Annotated in this window: 17 protein-coding genes and 1 tRNA gene; 7 read left to right on the top strand and 11 right to left on the bottom strand. The window is 65.2% G+C overall.

Annotation, left to right across the window (positions count from 1 at the left end; genetic code table 11):
* Positions 1–211 precede the first annotated feature (211 nt).
* A tRNA-Leu gene (locus tag F7R02_RS18825) sits at positions 212–295 on the bottom strand.
* Between the two features lie 139 nt (positions 296–434).
* Here F7R02_RS18825 and F7R02_RS18820 point away from each other — a divergent pair.
* Entirely contained in the window at positions 435–1727 is a 1293-nt protein-coding gene (locus tag F7R02_RS18820; RefSeq protein ID WP_033483567.1) for a nucleotide sugar dehydrogenase, read from the top strand.
* Here F7R02_RS18820 and F7R02_RS18815 read toward each other — a convergent pair.
* Both F7R02_RS18815 and F7R02_RS18810 read right to left on the bottom strand, forming a co-directional pair.
* Positions 1711–2973 (bottom strand): TIGR03862 family flavoprotein, encoded by a 1263-nt coding sequence (locus tag F7R02_RS18815; protein ID WP_011051335.1) that lies wholly within the window; start codon positions 2971–2973, stop codon positions 1711–1713. The genes F7R02_RS18820 and F7R02_RS18815 overlap by 17 nt on opposite strands.
* Positions 2974–2983: 10 nt before the next feature.
* Positions 2984–3415, bottom strand: coding sequence for an FKBP-type peptidyl-prolyl cis-trans isomerase (locus F7R02_RS18810; RefSeq protein WP_078590058.1), 432 nt, complete (start codon positions 3413–3415; stop codon positions 2984–2986).
* Positions 3416–3474: 59 nt separating this feature from the next.
* On the opposite strand from F7R02_RS18810, the gene F7R02_RS18805 reads away from it, so the two are divergent.
* The 3 genes from F7R02_RS18805 to F7R02_RS18795 all read left to right on the top strand — a co-directional run bounded on the left by F7R02_RS18805 (position 3475) and on the right by F7R02_RS18795 (position 5572).
* Positions 3475–3840: a DUF6164 family protein gene (locus F7R02_RS18805; RefSeq protein ID WP_005916468.1), complete on the top strand. Its 366-nt coding sequence runs from the start codon at positions 3475–3477 to the stop codon at positions 3838–3840.
* 99 nt (positions 3841–3939) lie between these two features.
* Complete coding sequence (locus tag F7R02_RS18800) at positions 3940–4686, top strand: sulfurtransferase (protein WP_039582541.1); 747 nt, start codon at positions 3940–3942, stop codon at positions 4684–4686.
* 238 nt (positions 4687–4924) lie between these two features.
* Complete coding sequence (locus F7R02_RS18795; RefSeq protein WP_003489223.1) at positions 4925–5572, top strand: response regulator; 648 nt, start codon at positions 4925–4927, stop codon at positions 5570–5572.
* 527 nt (positions 5573–6099) lie between these two features.
* Here F7R02_RS18795 and F7R02_RS18790 read toward each other — a convergent pair.
* Positions 6100–9732 carry an Rne/Rng family ribonuclease gene (locus tag F7R02_RS18790; protein WP_139370977.1) on the bottom strand — a complete coding sequence of 1211 codons (3633 nt, stop codon included), beginning with the start codon at positions 9730–9732 and terminating at the stop codon, positions 6100–6102.
* 409 nt (positions 9733–10141) lie between these two features.
* On the opposite strand from F7R02_RS18790, the gene F7R02_RS18785 reads away from it, so the two are divergent.
* Positions 10142–11128 carry an RluA family pseudouridine synthase gene (locus F7R02_RS18785; RefSeq protein WP_005916458.1) on the top strand — a complete coding sequence of 329 codons (987 nt, stop codon included), beginning with the start codon at positions 10142–10144 and terminating at the stop codon, positions 11126–11128.
* 32 nt (positions 11129–11160) lie between these two features.
* On the opposite strand, the gene F7R02_RS18780 is transcribed toward F7R02_RS18785, so the two are convergent.
* The 5 genes from F7R02_RS18780 to F7R02_RS18760 all read right to left on the bottom strand — a co-directional run bounded on the left by F7R02_RS18780 (position 11161) and on the right by F7R02_RS18760 (position 15125).
* The gene (locus F7R02_RS18780) at positions 11161–12972 is read right to left on the bottom strand and encodes a DUF3300 domain-containing protein (protein ID WP_078590056.1); all 1812 of its coding nucleotides are present in this window, start codon (positions 12970–12972) and stop codon (positions 11161–11163) included.
* Positions 12973–13077: 105 nt separating this feature from the next.
* Positions 13078–13269, bottom strand: coding sequence for a hypothetical protein (locus F7R02_RS18775; RefSeq protein WP_078590055.1), 192 nt, complete (start codon positions 13267–13269; stop codon positions 13078–13080).
* Positions 13266–14084, bottom strand: coding sequence for a zinc transporter ZupT (gene zupT / locus F7R02_RS18770; protein WP_078590054.1), 819 nt, complete (start codon positions 14082–14084; stop codon positions 13266–13268). Before zupT ends, F7R02_RS18775 begins: the two co-directional genes overlap by 4 nt.
* Positions 14085–14349: 265 nt before the next feature.
* Positions 14350–14772 (bottom strand): energy transducer TonB, encoded by a 423-nt coding sequence (locus F7R02_RS18765; protein WP_005931423.1) that lies wholly within the window; start codon positions 14770–14772, stop codon positions 14350–14352.
* Positions 14769–15125, bottom strand: coding sequence for a 4a-hydroxytetrahydrobiopterin dehydratase (locus F7R02_RS18760; RefSeq protein WP_003489213.1), 357 nt, complete (start codon positions 15123–15125; stop codon positions 14769–14771). The genes F7R02_RS18765 and F7R02_RS18760 overlap by 4 nt, the downstream gene beginning before the upstream one ends.
* An 88-nt stretch (positions 15126–15213) precedes the next feature.
* On the opposite strand from F7R02_RS18760, the gene F7R02_RS18755 reads away from it, so the two are divergent.
* Positions 15214–15813, top strand: coding sequence for an NfuA family Fe-S biogenesis protein (locus F7R02_RS18755; RefSeq protein ID WP_078590053.1), 600 nt, complete (start codon positions 15214–15216; stop codon positions 15811–15813).
* A gap of 13 nt (positions 15814–15826) precedes the next feature.
* Positions 15827–17656, top strand: a complete 1830-nt coding sequence (locus F7R02_RS18750) for a transmembrane repetitive protein (protein ID WP_078590052.1) — start codon at positions 15827–15829, stop codon at positions 17654–17656.
* Positions 17657–17926: 270 nt separating this feature from the next.
* Here the strand turns inward: F7R02_RS18750 and F7R02_RS18745 are convergent, their stop codons facing one another.
* Together F7R02_RS18745 and F7R02_RS18735 are read right to left on the bottom strand one after the other, a co-directional pair.
* Positions 17927–18280 (bottom strand): hypothetical protein, encoded by a 354-nt coding sequence (locus F7R02_RS18745; RefSeq protein WP_050494995.1) that lies wholly within the window; start codon positions 18278–18280, stop codon positions 17927–17929.
* A gap of 430 nt (positions 18281–18710) precedes the next feature.
* Positions 18711–18845, bottom strand: a 135-nt coding sequence (locus F7R02_RS18735) for an IS3 family transposase (RefSeq protein ID WP_151210041.1), incomplete at its 5' end; no start/stop codon positions are given.

Below are 18845 nucleotides of genomic sequence, written 5' to 3'. Positions count from 1 at the left end.
CAGTGCGCGCGCAGGCCAGGCACAGCGCCGTGGGCGGCGCATTCGGGCGCTTTTCGCTCTAGTAGCACGGCAGCTGCTGACGCTTGCGATGCATGTCGGCCAACGCCTGCAGCGTGGGCAACGCCCTGCGCTTGGTCGATCTGGCTGTCGTCATCACCACTGTCTTTGCATCGCAACGTTGATCGTGCGTTCTCAGTCGCGGCTTAATTTGTGCCCGGGGCGGGGGTCGAACCCGCATAGCCTCACAGCTGAGGGATTTTAAGTCCCTTGCGTCTACCAATTTCGCCACCCGGGCATTGCGATAGCGTGCCTGATTGCGCGGCGATTGTGAATCTTTGCAGCGTACTTCCTGCACTGCCTGGCTCCTGCGGCCTGCGTTATGCTGCCGCCGCATAGCGCGCCGCCACCGGCTGCGCACCATTCCAAGGAACCGCATGTCCGGCACCACGCTTCTCGGCCCCGCACAGGGGCGCATCGCCGTCATCGGCTTAGGTTACGTCGGCCTGCCATTGGCGGTTGCATTCGGGGAGCAACGCGACACCGTGGGCTTCGACATCGATGCGCAGCGCGTTGCGCAACTGCGCGATGGCCACGATGTCACGCTGGAACTGGACGATGCCGAATTGGGTGCCGCAACGCACTTGCGCTACAGCGCAAACGCTGCGGATCTGGCTGGGTGTCGCATTTTCATCGTGACCGTGCCGACGCCGATCGATAGCTTCGAGCAACCGGATCTGGAGCCGTTGCGTAGCGCCACGGCCTTGATCGCCGCCGCACTCAAACCCGGCGATCTGGTGATCTACGAATCCACGGTCTATCCAGGGACCACTGAAGAAGTTTGCGTGCCCTTGCTCGAAGCAACCTCCGGGCTGCGTTTCAACCACGACTTCTTTTGCGGCTACAGCCCCGAGCGCGTCAATCCCGGCGATCGCCAGCGGCGTCTGCGTGATATCCGCAAGATCACCTCGGGCTCGACGGCAGACGCCGCCGATGCCGTCGATGCGCTATACATCAGCATCATCACCGCCGGCACCTGGCGCGCTCCGTCGATGCGCGTGGCCGAAGCGGCAAAGGTGGTCGAAAACATCCAGCGCGACGTCAATATCGCGCTGGTCAACGAGTTGGCGTTGATTTTCGACAAGTTGGGAATCGACACCCTGGATGTGCTCGAGGCCGCAGGAACCAAGTGGAATTTCCTGCCATTTCGCCCTGGCCTGGTCGGCGGGCATTGCATCGGGGTGGATCCGTACTACCTGATGCACAAATCCGAAAGCGTGGGCTATCACCCGGACCTGATCCACACCGCGCGGCAGGTCAATAATCGTGTCGGCCGACATGTAGCCGAGCGCGTGTGCGGCATGCTGGCCATGCGTGGCGTCGCGCTCGCGCAGGCGAGGGTGCTGGTACTGGGCGCGACATTCAAGGAAAACTGCCCGGATCTGCGCAACAGCCGCGCCCTGGAATTGGTGCAGTTGCTGCAGGCCGCGGGCGTGCAGGTGGACACTTGCGACCCGTGGGCAGACCCGGCTGAAGCGCTGCAGCACGGCGGTGTGCGCTTAAGCGAGATGCCGGAAGACGGCGCCTACGATGCCGTCGTGCTGGCGGTGGCGCACGCGCAGTATCGCGATTACGACGTGGAGCGGATCGCCGCGCTCGGCAAACCGGGCGCGGTGGTGTACGACGTCAAATCGGTGTGGCCGCGTGCGGCGGTCAGCGATCGCCTGTAGCGCGTACGTCGCGCTGCGCTAGCCACTGCACAGCGCCGCGTGCGGCGCGTCGGCCGCTGGCGAAACAGGCGGTGAGCAGATAGCCGCCGGTTGGCGCTTCCCAATCGAGCATTTCGCCGGCGCAAAACACGCCAGGTTGCGCGAGTGCCATCAGTTGGTCGTCCAGCGCTTCCAGTCGTACGCCGCCCGCCGAACTGATCGCTTCGGCGAGCGGACGCGGCCGCAACAGGCGCAGCGGCAACTGCTTGAGCGTGCGTGCGACCAACGCCACATCGTCGCCCGCCTGCTTGCCGAGTTCTTCGTAGAGGAGAGCCGCCTTGACGCCATCGATGCCGACCTGTCGGCGCAGATGCTCGCTGAAACTGCGTCCCTTGCGCGGTTGGGCCAGTTCGGCATGCACGCGTTCGAACGAGCGGCCGGGAATCAGATCCAGCACGAGTTCGGCGACGCCGTGCGCATCGATCTGCGCGCGCAGGTCCGCGGCCAAGGCATAGATCAAGCTGCCCTCGATGCCGTTCGCTGTGGCCACGCATTCGCCCTGCAATGCATGCTGCATGCCGTTGCTGTCCTGCCAGTGCGCAACGACCGGTTTCAGCGGCGCACCTGCATGACGCTGCACGAAGTGCGCACTCCAATCGATATCGAAGCCGCAGTTGGCCGGCACCAGGGGCGCTACCGCGATCCCGCATCGCTGCAATGAGGCTTGCCACTGCCCGTCGGAACCAAGCTGCGGCCAGCTGCCGCCACCAAGCGCCAGCACGACTGCCTCTGCACTGCACTCCACCGTGCCGGTGGGTGCGTCGAAACGGAGTGCGCCGTTTTCAGACCAGCCCAGCCAACGGTGCTGCACATGAAACACGACGCCCTGTTCCTTGAGCCGGCGCACCCAGCCACGCAGCAGGGGGGCCGCCTTGCGATCCATCGGAAAGACCCGGCCGGAACTGCCGACGTAGGTCTCGACACCGAGCTCTCGCGCCCAATCGCGCAGCGCATCAGCATCGAAGTCCTGCAACCATGCGGAAACCGGTTGTTGACGTTCGCGATAGCGTTGCGCAAACAGCGGCATCGAATCGGAATGCGTGAGATTCAAGCCGCCTTTGCCAGCGATCAGGAATTTGCGTCCCACCGAACCCTTGGCATCGTACAGATCCACTGCCAGGCCCGCCGCGCAGGCCACTTCCGCCGCCATCAAACCGGCCGGCCCACCGCCGATCACGGCCAGCCGCTGCCTGCTCAGATCAGTCATCATCAGGCACTCAACGCGGCTGCACGCCCAGCAATTCCACATCGAACACCAGCGATGCACCGGGCGGTATCACGCCACCGGCGCCGTTGGCGCCATAGCCGTAATCGGGCGGGATCATCAAGGTGCGCTTGCCGCCGACACGCATGCCGGCCACGCCATCGTCCCAGCCGCGGATGACCTGGTGGCCGCCTAGTACGAATTGGAACGGCTCGGCGCGATCCAGCGAGCTGTCGAACTTCTTGCCATGTTTGTCGGCGGCTTTTTCGTCGTACAGCCAGCCGGTGTAGTGCACGGTGACCATGGCCCCTGGTGTGGCCTCTGCGCCGGTCCCCAGGTTGCGGTCGATCCGCTCGAAACTGGCGATGGTGCCGCCGGAGGGCGGCAGGGTGGGTGCGCAGCTTGCGAGCAACAGGGCGGCGACGAGCGTCAACAAAAGGCGCATGGCAGGGTCCATGAAGAAAGGCGGCTATTATCGCACCTGGCTCCCGGTATCATCGCGGCATGGCCAAGCTGCTGCTCAATCTGCGCAATGTTCCCGAAGACGAAGCCGACGAGGTGCGGGCGCTGATGCGCGAGCAGCGGGTGCAGGTCTACGAAACGCGCCCCAGCAACTGGGGGATTTCCGCCGGCGGTATCTGGCTTAGCGACGATGCCGACTATCCACGCGCCAAGGCGGCGATGGATGCCTACCAGGCGCAGCGCGGCGCGATTGCGCGTGCCCAGCGACAGGAAGAACTTGCAGCCGGCACTGCGGAGACCTTTGGCGCATTGCTGCGCAGGCGACCGGTGTTCGTGATCGTGACGCTGATCGGCATGCTGATCGTCGCCTCGCTGGTGTTGCTGCCGTTTGTGCTGTTGCGCGGCTGAGTGCGCAGCAGGACGCGGTTGCAGGCGCGCTGCTGCACCGCGTTGGGCGCCCCGCTCACGGCGCTCGCTAGGGGCTGCCCGCGGCTCTAAAATAGCCGCATAATGACCAATACCGCCGCCTACCAGTTCGTGACCATCCAGGATCCGCAGACACTTGCCGCCAGCGTGCTCGCGCAAGCCGAACAGCACGCGCTGAAAGGATCGGTGCTGGTGGCCGAGGAGGGCATCAACCTGTTTCTGGCAGGCGCTGCCGAGCAGATCGGCGCGTTCTATACCTGGCTGCAGGCCGATACGCGGTTTGCGCAGATGCGCATCAAGTACAGCGAAAGCAAGCATCAGCCGTTTGCGCGGCTCAAGGTCAAGATCAAGCCGGAGATCATCAGTTTTCGGCGCGACGATGCATCGCCGCTGCAAGGTCGTGCGCCTTCGGTGACGCCTGCCGTGCTGCGCAAGTGGCTGCGTAACGGGCAGGATGATCGCGGCCGCCCATTGGTGTTGCTGGACACGCGCAATGCGCAGGAAGTGAGATACGGAACCTTCCAGGGGGCGTTGACGCTGCCGATCGACAAGTTCACCGACTTGCCTGGCGCGCTGGAACCGCATCGTGCTGCGTTGGCTGACGCCACGGTGGTCAGCTTCTGCACCGGTGGCATTCGTTGCGAAAAGGCCGCGCTGTGGATGCAGGCCGATGGCATGGACAACGTGCTGCAACTGGAGGGCGGAATCCTCGGCTACTTCGAAGAGGTCGGCGGCGAAGGCTACGACGGTCGCTGCTTCGTCTTCGACGAACGCGTTGCGCTGGATCCCGAATTAAACCCCTTGGTGGACGCCGACCGTACCGCCTAGCCAGTGAAAATCTGACCGAGCGCGACTGCATTGCCCGATGCAACGCTCGCCCAGGCCCCCGCATCATCGGCACACGTTGCAGCATCTTGCCTTGAGACATCGCGCCACGCGCACGTCATGCATGCTCTAGTGACGCTGCATAACGCTATAACTTGGGCGTAATACGTCGCATCGAGCTTGCCCTGAATTATTCACGGAGATAGGCTGCACCAGCCAGCCGCTAGCGAGGAAAACAAGGATGACCATCAGAGTTTTTCTGATCGACGATCATGCACTCGTGCGTACAGGCATGAAGATGATTCTGTCCAAGGAAGTGGACGTCGATGTGGTGGGTGAAGCAGAGAGCGGCGAAGCTGCATTGCCGCAGATTCGTCAACTCAAACCGGACATCGTGCTGTGCGACCTGCATTTGCCCGGCGTCAGCGGCCTGGAAATTACCGAGCGCATCGTCAAGGGCGACTACGGCACGCGGGTCATCATCGTCTCCGTGCTCGAGGACGGCCCATTGCCCAAACGTTTGCTCGAGGCAGGCGCCTCCGGTTATGTGGGCAAGGGCGGCGATGCGCACGAGTTGCTGCGCGCGGTGCGTGAAGTCGCATTGGGACGGCGTTACCTCGGCAACACGATCGCGCAGAACCTGGCTCTGTCCAATCTGGAAGGTGGCGGTTCACCGTTCGATGCATTGTCGCCCCGCGAGCTGGAAGTGGCGTTGCTGCTGACCCAAGGGCTGCGCCAGGAAGACATCGCCAAGCGCCTGAACCTCAGCGCCAAGACCATCAACACGCACAAGGCACGCCTGTTTGAGAAGGTCGGCATCCAGGACAACATCGCGCTGGCGCGGCTAGCCAATCAATACGGTCTGACCGATCCCTCCCGGGTGCTGTAAACCGCTACCTTGGGTGCGCCGCACTGGCTGCGCTGCATCGCAAGGTCGGGGCGAACAACATGGCAGAGAGAGGGCTCATAGCGTGCTCAGAAATGACGTGTCTCGCCCTTCAGCAGCCGCAGCTGGATTGCGCAAACGCATGGGTGCGCGAATTAGCCTGGCCTGCTAGAGGCGCGCTCTACGTCGGAACCAGGCGGCGTGCGCCCTGAGGTCCCATGCAATGAGCATGAACACAGGTCTCGCACAGGGATCTTTCCGCGACGATGGTCGTCATGTGCCAGCAAGTTCTGGCGTCGTCGCAATTCCTGGTCGAAGGGTTTTGCAACCGCTAGGCACGAGCGGCGAAAAACGTCGACCGCTCGTGTGGAAGAACGTGGAGTAGATGCCTCACCGGGATCAAAGCCGGCGGATGCGGCTTCGCGTTAGTGCAGGTGGCGCATAAAAAAAACAGCGGCCCGAAGACCGCTGTTTTCGATGTTGACATGGCCTGCTATCCAACCAGGCCAGCCGATCGGGTCACCTGGCGATCAGTGATCGCCACGCGGCTTGTTGCTGTCGTCATCCCGCGGCTGGTCGGCTTCGGCCGATGGAGCAACTGGCTTGACTGCTTCGGACACAACTACCGTCGGCTTGGGCTTGTCTGCCTGCGATTCCTGCGCGGCTGCAGGGGCTGCCGGAGGCTTGCTGGCCGAGGAGGCCGCTGGCGCAGCCTCGTTCGGGCTCAGCGCATCGAGCATGGTGGTCTGCACCGGAGCATACGGCCTGCGCACGGGCGCGGTGTCTGCACTCTGGCTTGCCTGCACAACCGTCGAGGTAGAGGTCGTTGCCACCTCGGAAGATGGCGCCTGCGACTCAGACTGCTCGGCGTGCGGCGAAGTGACCGTGACCACCGCGGCCTGCGACGCCGAGGAAGCTGCCGCAGGTGCCGACAGGTCGTCAGCAGGCGTTGCACGTGCCGGCTGCACCGGAGTGGCTTGCACCGAAGGCGTTTCGACGTCCGCCGACGCAGCGGGTTGCTGTTGGTCGGGCTTCGCGGCCTGGGCAGCGGCAGGCGGAGCCGCACTTGCCGGCGCCGAAGGCTGCTGCGGGCTGCTTGTCGCCGCATTGCTGGTCACAGGCGATGCGACAGCCGGTGCCGGAGCCACGGCAGCTGCCGGAGCGGATACCCCTGGTGCGGGAGCGGCAATCGGTGCCGGGGTAGCGGATGCCTGCTGAGCGACCGTTGCGGGGCGCTGTTCCGCAGCCTGCGCTGCCGCACCCTCGGTGCCGGCCACCGTCGACGCTGTGGCAGCTGGCGCGGGTTTGGCAGTTGCGTCCGTAGCCGCGACGGGCGCAGCAGGGCGCCCGCGGGCGGCGTCAGCGTTGGCAACGGGTGTTGCTGACGGCTGCGATGCCGGCACGGTATTTGAAACCGGCGCGGTGGTCGAGGCCGTATCACTGCCGACCTGTGGCTCTGCACGCTCCTTGGGAACCGGACGCGGCTTGGCGGTTGCCTGGACCGCGGGTTCTGGCTTGGCGCGCACCGCGGGTGCCGGTGCTTCGTCGTCGAAGTCGAATTCCGGCTGGCCGGCGCGCGGTGCGGCCGAGGCATGCGCATGCATACCAGCGTCGTCACCTTCGCTGTCGCCATCGAGATCGTTGTCGGCATCGCTGTCCAGATCGTCGCCTTCCAGACCATCGACGCTGGCACCACCTTCTCCGTTGGCGCCAGCGCCACGACGACGACGACGGCCACCACGACGACCGCGGCGACGGCGGCTTCCGCCTTCCCCATTGGCTGCATCGTCGCCTGCGGCCTCCTGGGCCGGTGCAGCCGCATTCGCGTCGGCACCGCGATCAGCGGTGGATTCGCTCACTGTGACATCGACCGGATGCGCCTGCGCCGCTTCATGAGCGTTGGCCTGCGCATTGGTGGGTGCAGCGGCAGCGGCATCGGCAATGGCGGACACCACGCTCGACGTGGTTGCCGTTGCGGTAGTGGGGGTCGGGGTCTGCGCCGCTGCCGTGCCTTCATCCTGGCGTGCCGGACGCGGCTGACGCTCGGCCGGCGCGCCATCCTGCTGTGCAGGCGCACGTGGCGGACGCGGGCTCTGGTTCTGCGGCTTGGGCTTGGGCTTCTGCTGCTGCGGCTTTGGCGCCTGCGCTTCGTTGCGCGGCGGCTTGGGCGCCTGCACCTGCTGCTGTGCCTGTGCGCCATTCTGCGCGCCCTGGGCGTTGGCAGGCTGACGACGCTCGTCACGGCGTTCCTTGTTGGCGCCGTTGCCGTTGCCGCCATTGCCACGTTGCTGGTTGCCACCGTTGCCACCGTTGCCGCCGTTGCGGGCATCGCGACCATCGCGGCGCTGACCGCCACGCTCGCCGCGCTCGCTACGGTTATTGCGGCCGGCATCGTTCTGGCGCGGACGCGGGGTCGACTCCGGGGCCGGGGCAACCGGCTCGACGCCGCCGAAGATCCGCTTCAGCCAGCCCACCACACCAGTGACCGGTGCCGGAATGGGCACGGTCACCACCGGCGCCGGAGCAGCGACGGGCGCGACCGGGGCAGGGGCTGCTTCGCGCACCGGTGCCGGTTGGCTCGGCTTGATCGACGTCACCGCCGGAGCGGCAGGAATATTCAACTGCGCCTTGGTCAGTGCATGCACCGGCAGCTTGCGCGGGGTGCCGCGCTGGTAGCTCGGCTTGCCGCTCTCTTCGCCCAGCTCGTTCTCGCGCAGGCGCGTGACTTCGTAGTGTGGGGTGTGCAGTTGCTCGTCGGCGACGATGATGATCGGCGACTCATGGCGCTGCTCGATTTCACGCAGCGCACTACGCTTTTCGTTGAGCAGGTAATTGGCGATTTCCACCGGCGCCTGGACCAGCACCTGCCCGGTGTTTTCCTTCATGGCGTGTTCTTCGGCCACGCGGATGATCGACAGCGACAGCGACTCGACGCTGCGCATGCGGCCATGGCCGTCGCAACGCGGGCAGACGATCTGGCTGGATTCGCCCAGGCTCGGACGTAGCCGTTGACGGCTCATTTCCATCAGGCCGAAACGCGAGATACGGCCCAACTGCACGCGCGCACGGTCGTACTTGAGCGCGTTCTGCAACCTGTTTTCGACTTCGCGCTGGTGCTTGGACGAGGCCATGTCGATGAAGTCGATGACCACCAGGCCGCCCAGGTCGCGCAGGCGCAGCTGGCGTGCAACTTCTTCTGCCGCTTCCAGATTGGTCTGGAACGCGGTTTCTTCGATATCGCTGCCCTTGGTGGCGCGCGAGGAGTTGACGTCGACGGCGGTCAGCGCTTCGGTCTGGTCCACCACGATCGAGCCGCCCGAGGGCAGGCGCACGTTGCGCTCATAGGCGCCTTCGATCTGCGATTCGATCTGGAAGCGGTTGAACAGCGGGATATCGTCGGTGTAGTGCTTGAGCTTGCGCAGGCTCTGCGGCATCACCTGCTTCATGAACTCCTGGGCGTCGGCGTACAGCTCCGGCGTATCGACCAGGATCTCGCCGACATCGGCGCGCAGGTAGTCGCGCAGGGCGCGGATGATCAGGCGCGATTCCTGGTAGATCAGGAACGCGGCCGGCTTGCTCAGCGCAGCTTCGGCAATCGCCTTCCAGGTCTGCAGCAGATAGTCCAGATCCCACTGCAGTTCTTCGGCATCGCGGCCCACGCCGGCGGTGCGGATGATCACGCCCATGTCGTCAGGAATGTCGAGCTTGTCCAGCGCTTCCTTCAACGCGGCGCGGTCTTCGCCCTCGATGCGGCGCGAAACGCCACCGGCGCTCGGCGAATTGGGCATCAGCACCATGTAGCGGCCGGCCAGCGAGATGAAGGTGGTCAGGGCGGCGCCCTTGTTGCCACGCTCTTCCTTGTCGACCTGCACCACGATTTCCTGGCCTTCGCGCAGAAGCTCGCGAATGGTCGACTTGTTATGGTCGACGCCGGCCTGGAAATAATCGCGGGAAATTTCCTTCAACGGCAGGAAGCCATGACGCTCGGCGCCGTAGTCCACGAACGCCGCTTCCAGGGAAGGCTCAAGCCGGGTAATACGGCCCTTATAGATGTTGGACTTCTTTTGTTCCTTGGACGGCTGTTCGATGTCGATGTCGTACAGGGTCTGGCCGTCCACAATCGCCACGCGCAGCTCTTCGGCCTGCGTTGCGTTGATCAGCATTCGCTTCATTGTTGCGTTCCTCACGCGCTCTACCGCGCGGAACGCCGTGACGTTTCGCCTCTGGAACAGCTTGTCGGCCCTTCGCGCAACGCGCGGACAGGCCTGACCAGAGTTTCCAGCGCTGCAACACCACGGCAGGCCGCGGGAGCGCTTGTTTAAGTTTTATAGGTGTTTCAGGGCCGGCAGCCGCGTCCGGACGAACCGGGGCAGCGCACGGGACATGTTCAGCGCAGCGGTCAAAAACCGCCGGCGATGGCCGGGTAGGCCGGTGAGCCGCTAACATGGCCGCCCCGGGGGCGGTGGTCGCGCACTGTGCCGGAATCATCGGAAGTCAGGCTTCTGGCCAATCAACTTCCAACAAAATCAAACCTTTATCTCGCTCGCCGAGTGTAACAGAATAAAGAGCCGGATGACCGACCCCCAGCCCCCCAAGCCGCCGGCCGACCGCGTCGGCGTGCGCATTCTCAAAGTTCCGGAAGACCGTGCTGGGCAGCGGCTGGATAATTTCCTGCTTGGCCAGCTCAAGGGCGCCCCGCGCAGCCTGATCTACAAGCTGGTCCGCAGCGGCCAGGTACGGGTAAACGGCGGGCGGGCCAAGGCCGAGCGCAAGCTCGAAGGCGGCGAAGAGGTGCGGATTCCGCCGGTCCGCATCAACGACGAGGGCGACAAGGCAGCGCCACCGTCCTCGTTCATGGCGAGGCTGGAGGCGGCGATCGTGTTCGAGGATGCGCGCCTGCTTGCCCTCAACAAGCCCTCTGGAGTCGCCAGCCATGGCGGCAGCGGGATTAGTTTTGGCGCTATTGAGACCCTGCGGGCGCTGCGGCCGAACCAGAGCCTGGAGCTGGTGCATCGGCTCGATCGCGATACATCGGGCCTATTGATCGTGGCCAAGAAGCGCTCGGCGCTGACCGAGCTGCAGGCCCTGATGCGTGAAGACGACCGCGTCGAAGGGCGCGGTATCACCAAGCGCTACCTGACCCTGCTGGTGGGCCGCATGCCCGACGGCGTGATGACCGTGGACGCGCCGCTGCACATCGGCCTGCGCCAAGGAGGGGAGCGGCATGTGCAAGTGAATGCGATCGGCAAGCCGTCGCTGAGCCATTTCAAGTTGCTGGAACGGCGCGGCGGGCATTCGTATTGCGAAGTGCGCATCGAGACCGGCCGCACCCATCAGATTCGCGTGCATGCCCAGCACCTGGGGCACCCGGTGGCAGGGGACGATAAATACGGCGAGGCGGACGTCAACAAGCGCCTGCGCGACCAGCTTGGGTTGAAGCGGCTGTTCCTGCATGCCGCATCGCTGGAGTTCGCGCTGGATGCCGGCAAGACGCCGTATGTATTGAGCGCGCCGTTGGCGCCAGAGCTGGCCGAGGCGCTGGACCAGCTCGGTCGCTGACGCAGCCATGGCGGCTGCGCCAGCGCACTGCCTCAGCCCTCGTGGCGGTGGTCGTGATGTTGCGGCTGCGCCGACGGATGCGGGCGTTGCTGGTGCATATCGGCCTGATGTGTCGGAGCGGCGCGCGGCGGGACGAAGGACGCCATCCGCTGCATGTGCTGCTGCGGCTCTGCCTTCATGACCGGGCGCGGTTCGTAACGCGGCTGCGACTGCTGGGCATGTTCGACACGCGGCAATGCTGCGGATGCGAATTGCTGATGGGGCGGCAGCTGCCGTTGCTCTTGCACAAGCGGCTTCCATTGCGCAGGTTGGGCTTGCGCTCGGAACTGGCTGTCGCGGGCGTCGCGGCTCGCGAATGCATCGTGCGGCGGCATGCCGGCATGTGCGCGGGTGGCTGCAGCTGCTTGCTCCTGCGCTGCCCGCGAACCTGGGTGCATCTGCGCCACGCGCTGCTGTGCGGCCTGCAGGTCATTCACCCGCGCAGGCGCTGCAGCCGATGCGAATGCCGGCGCTTGCACGCGCGGCGAACGCATCCCAGAGAGCAATGGCTGCATCGGACGGGCCGCAGTTGTCAGGGGCGCAGCATGCGGCGACTGCGACGCGTTCAGGGTTACCGGGCGGCCTGGCTGCAGCATCTGCGCACTGAAATGCGGTGCGGCCAGATGCGCATAGTCGGGCGGGCGATGCAGCTGGGCGGGCGAGGGCGCCGGCGTGGTGGCTCCTGCCAACGCACCAGGCCCACGTGCGTTGGCAACCGCTGCCGGTAGAGCGGCCACCTGCGCTGCGTGGAAGCTGGCCGGAGACATCCCGGCCGCAGGCGCGGATGTCGGATTGGACCAATGGCGTTGATCCTGATTCACATACGAGCGCGTATCGATATAGGTATTTCGGTTATTGATGATGGTGGTGCGCGGCGCATAGACATGGTTCTGGTAGACCACGTAATGCGGTGCGGCCGGCGGCGCGTTCCAATCCACACCCCAGCTGTTCCAGCCCCAGCGGTGCCAGACAGGCGCAGGCTCGACCCAGCCGAACCAACCGTGATGGTGCTCGAGTGGGCCGCCCACCAACACGCCGACGCCGAACGACACCAGGCCGGTGGTGACGACGTCGCCTTCGTCGTACCAGCGGACCGGGCGGTAGCGATACTCCCGATAGACATCGACCGGCGTGCCGTAGACCACGCCGGGATCGTAGCGCGGTACGTACACCACGTCCGGTTGCGCTGGTTCGATGGTGATCACCTGCGCGGGCGGCGGGATGCGGCCCTCATCCAAAATGGGCGTCACCACCACATGGCGCGCCACCTGCACCTGCTGTTGCGGCGTACTGCGCAGATGGCCGCTGGCCTGGGCGCGTTGGCGCATGATCTGCACCGCGTTGAGCACATCGTTGGGGGCGTGGGCATAGGCATCGCCGAGCGCACGCGTCCAATCCAGATTGCCAGCCAGTTGGGCCACCACATCAGGAAAGGCGGTCAGTGCCTTGATACTCGGATCCCACGATTGCGACACCGTGGCCTGCGCGCGATCGGCAGCGCTCAAACCGCTATTGCTGCGTAGCCATTCCTGCGCAGTGGCCACTTGATCGGGATAGACCGACGCCGCCAGCGTTTGCGCCAGCAACTTATCTGGAAACAGGGCAATCGGCGCGACCAATTGGTAAAGCTGGTCCGCCGTGGGCGGCGTGTAAGCCGGCGTTGCCATCGCGCTGGGAGGCGGCGGAGGCTCGGCGGCGGCCGGCGCCGGTGAGTCAGTACGTTGGCACCCGCCAAGCGCGATCAGGCCGAAGGATGCGATCGACAGCGCCAAGGCAAGGCGCCCTTGTGACCATGTGCGTTGCATACGGCACCTCGCTGTGTGCGCGTTGATGACGCGCGTACCATGCGCCGGTTTGAATGTCTGGAACCTTTCTAAAACTGCGCTTCAGTCGACCAGGCGCGACGGTGTTCAGCAGAAGTCCGGGAAGCCATCTGCCACGAAGGTGCGCCGAGATGCACGCGATTGATTTCCGGCAGGCTGCGCGCATCGACTCGTCATCGACAAGACAGCGATGGTGTTGCTGAAGACGGCTGTCAGCCCCTGGCGCAGCAGACTTTGCGGCCAGGTCATCATGAGATGCCAGCGCACGACGCGCTTCACGGCGTTGCGAAGCGGAACAACACCAGGCTGATCGCCAGCGTTCCCATGCCCGAGACCAAGCCGTACACGGTCTCGTGACCCTGGGCGTAACGCTTGGCAGCCGGCAGTAACTCGTCCAGTGCCAGAAACACCATGACCCCGGAGATCAGCCCGAACACGGTGCCGAAGACCGCGTCCGAGAGCACGCTGGACAAGGCCAGATATCCGATGCCTGCACCGACCGGTTCGGCCAGCCCGCTGAGCAGGCTGGCGCCCACCGCATAGACCTTGTTGCGCGTGGCGAAATACACCGGCACCGCGATCGCAATGCCTTCGGGAATATTGTGGATGGCGATCGCGAACGCCAGCGGCATGCCGACCGCCGGGCTTTCGAGCGTTGCGAAGAAAGTCGCCAATCCTTCCGGAAAATTGTGCGCGGTGATCGCGACGGCGGTCATCAGGCCAACCCGGCGTATATAGGCCCGGTTGTCTTCGCGAAACTGCGGATCGTCGCTGGACAAACTCTGGTGCGGATTCGGCACCAGGCGGTCGATCACCATGATCAGCAGCATGCCGCCCAGAAAGGTCAGTGTGCCGAAGGTAAAGCCGAGCTTGTCGTTGTAAGCCTGGGAAAACGCGGCGATCGACTTGTTGAGGATCTCGGTGAGCGACACGTACACCATTGCGCCGCCGGCGAAGGCCAGACCGAACGCCAACAGCCGCGGATTGGGCTTTTTGGCGAACACCACCATGAGGCTGCCGAGCCCGGTCGCCAGCCCGGCGGCCAGCGTGACCGCAAGCGCGATCCAGAGATTGTGTGATGACACTGCAAGCATGTGGCGCGACGTCCTGGTGGAATGAAGAACTTCCTGCGGAGAGCGTGGCAACTGCAGCTCGCGAGATACGCACGACCTCCGGGGAAGCAGGATGGCCATGCCGCGATGACGAAGACGTGGTGTTGAAGACGAAAAGTAGCGCATCTGCGCCAGCGTCACCCAGGCGCGAAACTCAAGCGCGCCCGAACAGGGCGCTGGCGCTCATGCATTTGTGCCGGTGCACTTGTGCCGTGCAGAAACGAGGCGTCAGCGACCTGCGCGGTCCTCAGCCGCCGCGGCGTGCGCGTTCCTCGATGGCGAAACATTCGTTTGGACGCGGCACCGGCGGCTTGAACGAGACCGGCACCTGGATGGTCTGCGACACGGCCTGGCCATTGCGGGTGGCAGCCTTGAACTGCCATTCCCGCACGCGCTTCTGGGCCGCTTCGTCGAGCACGGGCTGGCCGCTGCTCTGTGCCACCGACACGTCGGTGGGGGTGCCTTGAGCGCCGACCACGACTCGCAGCACGGTGGTGCCGCCGATACCGGCGCAGGCCAGCTGCGGCGAATATTCCGGCGGTGGCGTCTTCAGGGCAGCCAGTTCGGTGGGCGCGACGGTGGGAGCAGAGGCCTGCTGTGGCGACTTGCCGCAGCCGCCAAGGCCGGTGGCGACGATGAGACCGGCGAGCGCAGCGCGATACATGTTCATGCAGTGATTCCCTGATCGTAGAGCTGCGCGGTCTTGGCCGCGCAGATGAAGTCGTTCTCGCTCAGCCCGCCCACGTCATGGGTGGAATAGCGCACCACGACGCGGTCGTAATGCACGCCCAGGTCGGGGTGGTGGTCTTCGCGGTGGGCGATCCAGGCCAGCGCATTCACAAAGGCCAGGGTGCGGTAATAGTCGGCGAAGCGGAACGTGCGCGTGAGCGCCATGCCGGCCTCGGCCAGCTCCCAGCCGGGCACCTGCGGCAGCAGTTCGGCCAGGCGCGCCTCGCCCAGCTTGTGGTCGCTGCCTTTGCGCGGGAGGCAATGCGCCTGCTCCAGGGGAATCAGATCGGTCATGACGGTCTCGCAGGGGGGGCGGACGGTGCGCCCACCAGGATCACGGTGTTCCATGAGCGAGGGCGCTTTGAGCGGTAGAATAACCCGCATGATCCAGATATCCGACAAAGCCCAGACCTATTTCCGCAAGCTCATCGAACGCGAGGGCGTGTCCGGCATGGGCGTGCGCCTGAGCGCGGTGGATGCGGGCACCCCGCGCGCCGATGCACGGCTTGAGTTCGCCGAACCGGCGGACCTGAGCGGCGACGAATGGGCGATCGACTGCGACGGCTTCACCTTGTATGTCGCCGCCGCCAGCGTGCCCTGGATGGATGGCGCCGAAATCGACTACGTCACCCAGTCCACCGGCAACCAGCAGCTCACCATCAAGGCGCCCAAGATCAAGGGAGAAGCGCCCGCAGAGTCGGCTTCGATGGTCGAGCGTGTGCGCTGGGTGGTGGAAAACGAGATCAACCCGCAGCTGGCATCGCATGGCGGGCGCGTGGCCGTGCAGGAAGTCTCCGCCGAGGGCGTGGTGTTGCTGCGCTTCGGCGGCGGTTGCCACGGCTGCGGCATGGCCGACGTGACCTTGAAGCAGGGCATCGAAAAGACCTTGATGGGGCGCGTGCCCGGCGTGACTGCGGTACGCGACGCGACCGACCACGCCACCGGTGACGCCCCCTACATCCCGCGCGACAGCGCGGCCTGATTCCGCACCACCGGTGACAACGGCTGCCGATCTGCTGCAGGCACTGCGCGCGCGCATGCCCGCCAAGCTCATTGTGGATCGGCGCACCGGCCTTCCGTATGGCTGGGGCATCTGGATGGGCAACCGCAAGCACGTGGCTGCGCCATTCAACGACGACCAGGTCATGGATGTGCTGTTGGCGCGTGGGCAGCCGGCCCGGCGCGGTGTGGCCAGCGTCTCTCTCCTGTCGCCATTCCAGGCGTTCGGCAGCCTGTGGTGGCAACACTGGGACCCGCGCCCGAAGGATCAGCGTCGCCAGCACTGGTTGGCGGTGCTTGGCAGTTTTCTCATCCACCTCGGGTTTATCGCGCTGCTCGTCTGGGTGGTCACCGTGCGCTGGGCGCCGGAGGAAACCACGCCCGGCGGCGACTCGCGGGTCCGCATGACCTTGATCGGCGATGGGGCGGAAGAGCAGGGCGGCGGGGAAGGGCAACCTGCGGCTGAGGCATCGACGCAGGCGGCTGCAGCTGCGGCGTCTTCGCCAGCGCACGCGGGTGCATCGGCGGCGAAAAGCGAGCCAGCTCCATTGTCGACACCGACACCGACACCAGCGCAGCCAGCGGCCGATCCTGTCGAGCGCCCCGACACGGCCCAGGCACCGGAACATGCGCCGGAACCGGTGCAAGCTGCCAGCGAAACCGTCGCCGCGGATATTCCACAGGTGACGGTGCAGGTGCCGCCGGTGACGATCGAATCGCCGCTGCAGGTCACCGAAACCCCGGTCGCCACCACCGACTTTGTCGTACCACCGCCGCCAACGATCACGCTGACGCCGCGTGCGATCGAACGCGCAGCACCGCAGGTCGAGGTGCGTCAACGCGACATCCAGACGGTGACCGAACGTCCGCAGGTGCGCGAACTGCAACGTCCGGCCACGGATGTAGCGATGCGCACCGCCACGGCCCCAACGGTGCGCGAGCGCGACATCGTCATCCCCGAGCGCCCGCAAATCGCCGCGCCGGCTGCACGCCTGCGTGAGATCTCGCCGACGGTGCGCATGCCTGACGTCGCGGTGCGTCCTGCAGAGCTGCCGAACGTACCGGATCCGACGCCTGCGCCAGTGGCGACACCTGTCGTGCCAGCGGCGCCTGCGCCTGCGACTCCCGACCCGCAGCCGGCCACCGTGGCGGCGCCATCCGCGCAAGCAGCCGCGCAACCTGCGCAGTCGCGGGCCAGTCCTGCTCAGTCCGAGCGTTCCAGCAGCGCGGCGGCCGCTGCATCGTCGCCCGTCAAGCCCGCCGCCAGCAGTCATGCCGGCCCGACGCCTGCCGATCGCAGCGGCGGGTGGGACGTGGCCGCCAACGCCGACGACTGGAGCAAATCCGACCGCAATCGGCAAGGCGACACGACAGGTGCCAACACCCAGCGCAACGGCATGTTCAATGCCGATGGCAGCGTCAAGGTGACCACCGGAACCGGTGATGCCGGCAAGGCGACAGGTGACCGCGGACCACCAGGCAGTGAGACCGATACCTGGACCCGCGACCAGATTGCCCAGGGCGGCACCTGGCTTAAACGTCCGCCGTACGGCTACACGCCGACATCGCTGGACAAGTACTGGATGCCGAACCAGACGCTGCTGCAGGAGTGGGTGCGGCGCGGCCTGAAGAAGATCGAGATTCCGATTCCGGGCACGACCACCAAGATCAGTTGCGTGGTGTCGCTCCTGCAATTCGGCGGCGGTTGCGGCCTGAGCGACCCCAACCTCAACGATCAACCGGCAACCGCGCGCCCACCGCCGGACGTGCCGTTCAAGCGGGAGCTGCAGGAAGACAAGGGCGCGCTGCCCCATAACGGCGGGTGAGCGTGACGCACGATGAGGTGCGGCGCTGTCTGCCTGATCGCAGAGATTCGGTGCCTGCGACCCTTCGCTCGACGGTGTGCTGGCGCGTCTCGGGGCGCGTGGAGATGCATCGTCTGCATCAACGGCCGACAGCACATGATGCGGTAGGTGATCCTCGCGCATCGCCTGCAGACCGTGCCCGACCACTGGCGAACGGGCTTGCCGCTTCGTTGGAGACCGATCGCTCCAACTGAGCAAACGCGATCAATCACGTGTTGTCCCGGCTTGCGGCTAGGGAGATTGCACTCGCGAACCGGAACGTGCGCCGTCCAGGAACGAGCTCAGGACCGCACGCACGACCGACGCCTGTGACAGTCGGCCGGTGGCCACAGCCCAACCGGCTCCGAACAGGCACGAGAGATAGAAGTCGCTCCACCAGGACGCCGGCATTTCGATACCGAACACGCCGCACTGCTGGCCGTGCAAGAAGAAAGCACCCAGATGCGCCTGGAACGACTCCCACTCCGGCGCGGCGTAGTAGGTGTTGCCGCGTTCGGCGACCTCCATGCCCATCTCGTTGACGCTGTAGATGACCAGATCCAGGTCTTCCACCAAGGCGTGCGTGATGCGTCGCAGGCTTGCCATGGGATCGGGCGGGGGGTCGCCGTCGGGCAGGGCCGCCTGCAGACGCACCCACGCTTCCGCGCTGACCTTCTCGACGATTGCCGCGCGGGTCGGGGCGAGCGGGCATTTTGCTGCGATGGAAAATCCGCCCGCATTGGTCGACCACCTACGAGAAACGTTTCAATCGCTGCGGTAATGGGGGCGGGATCTTATTGCGCCCGACCAGCTGGATTGGATTTCGCAGTGGCGATCCAGTGCATTCGGCCTGCGATCAGCGCAATTTAAAGAAAGTAGGGCAGGCAACTTCGAGCCCGCTGGAAGTGGTCGCTGACGCAAGATGCGGATCGTAGCCTTCAGGGGGTTCAGCCGACATACGTGTAAAAGTAGCTCACAAGGTCGGATTTCATTCATTGCATCAGTGAGTTTGATACGCCCAGGGTTCCGTAGACACTCAAGACCCTCGTTGCGCGTAGCGCCGTTCAAACTCTACAGGGGACAGGTCGCCAGTTGAACCATGACGGCGTTGTGGGTTGTAGAACATCTCGATGTAGTCGAACACCTCGGCGCGTGCGGCGTCCTTGGTGGG

This window comes from Xanthomonas cissicola (genome assembly GCF_008801575.1).
In the GTDB taxonomy this organism is placed as follows: Bacteria; Pseudomonadota; Gammaproteobacteria; order Xanthomonadales; family Xanthomonadaceae; genus Xanthomonas; species Xanthomonas cissicola.
This window is presented reverse-complemented; position numbering and strand designations above follow the sequence as displayed.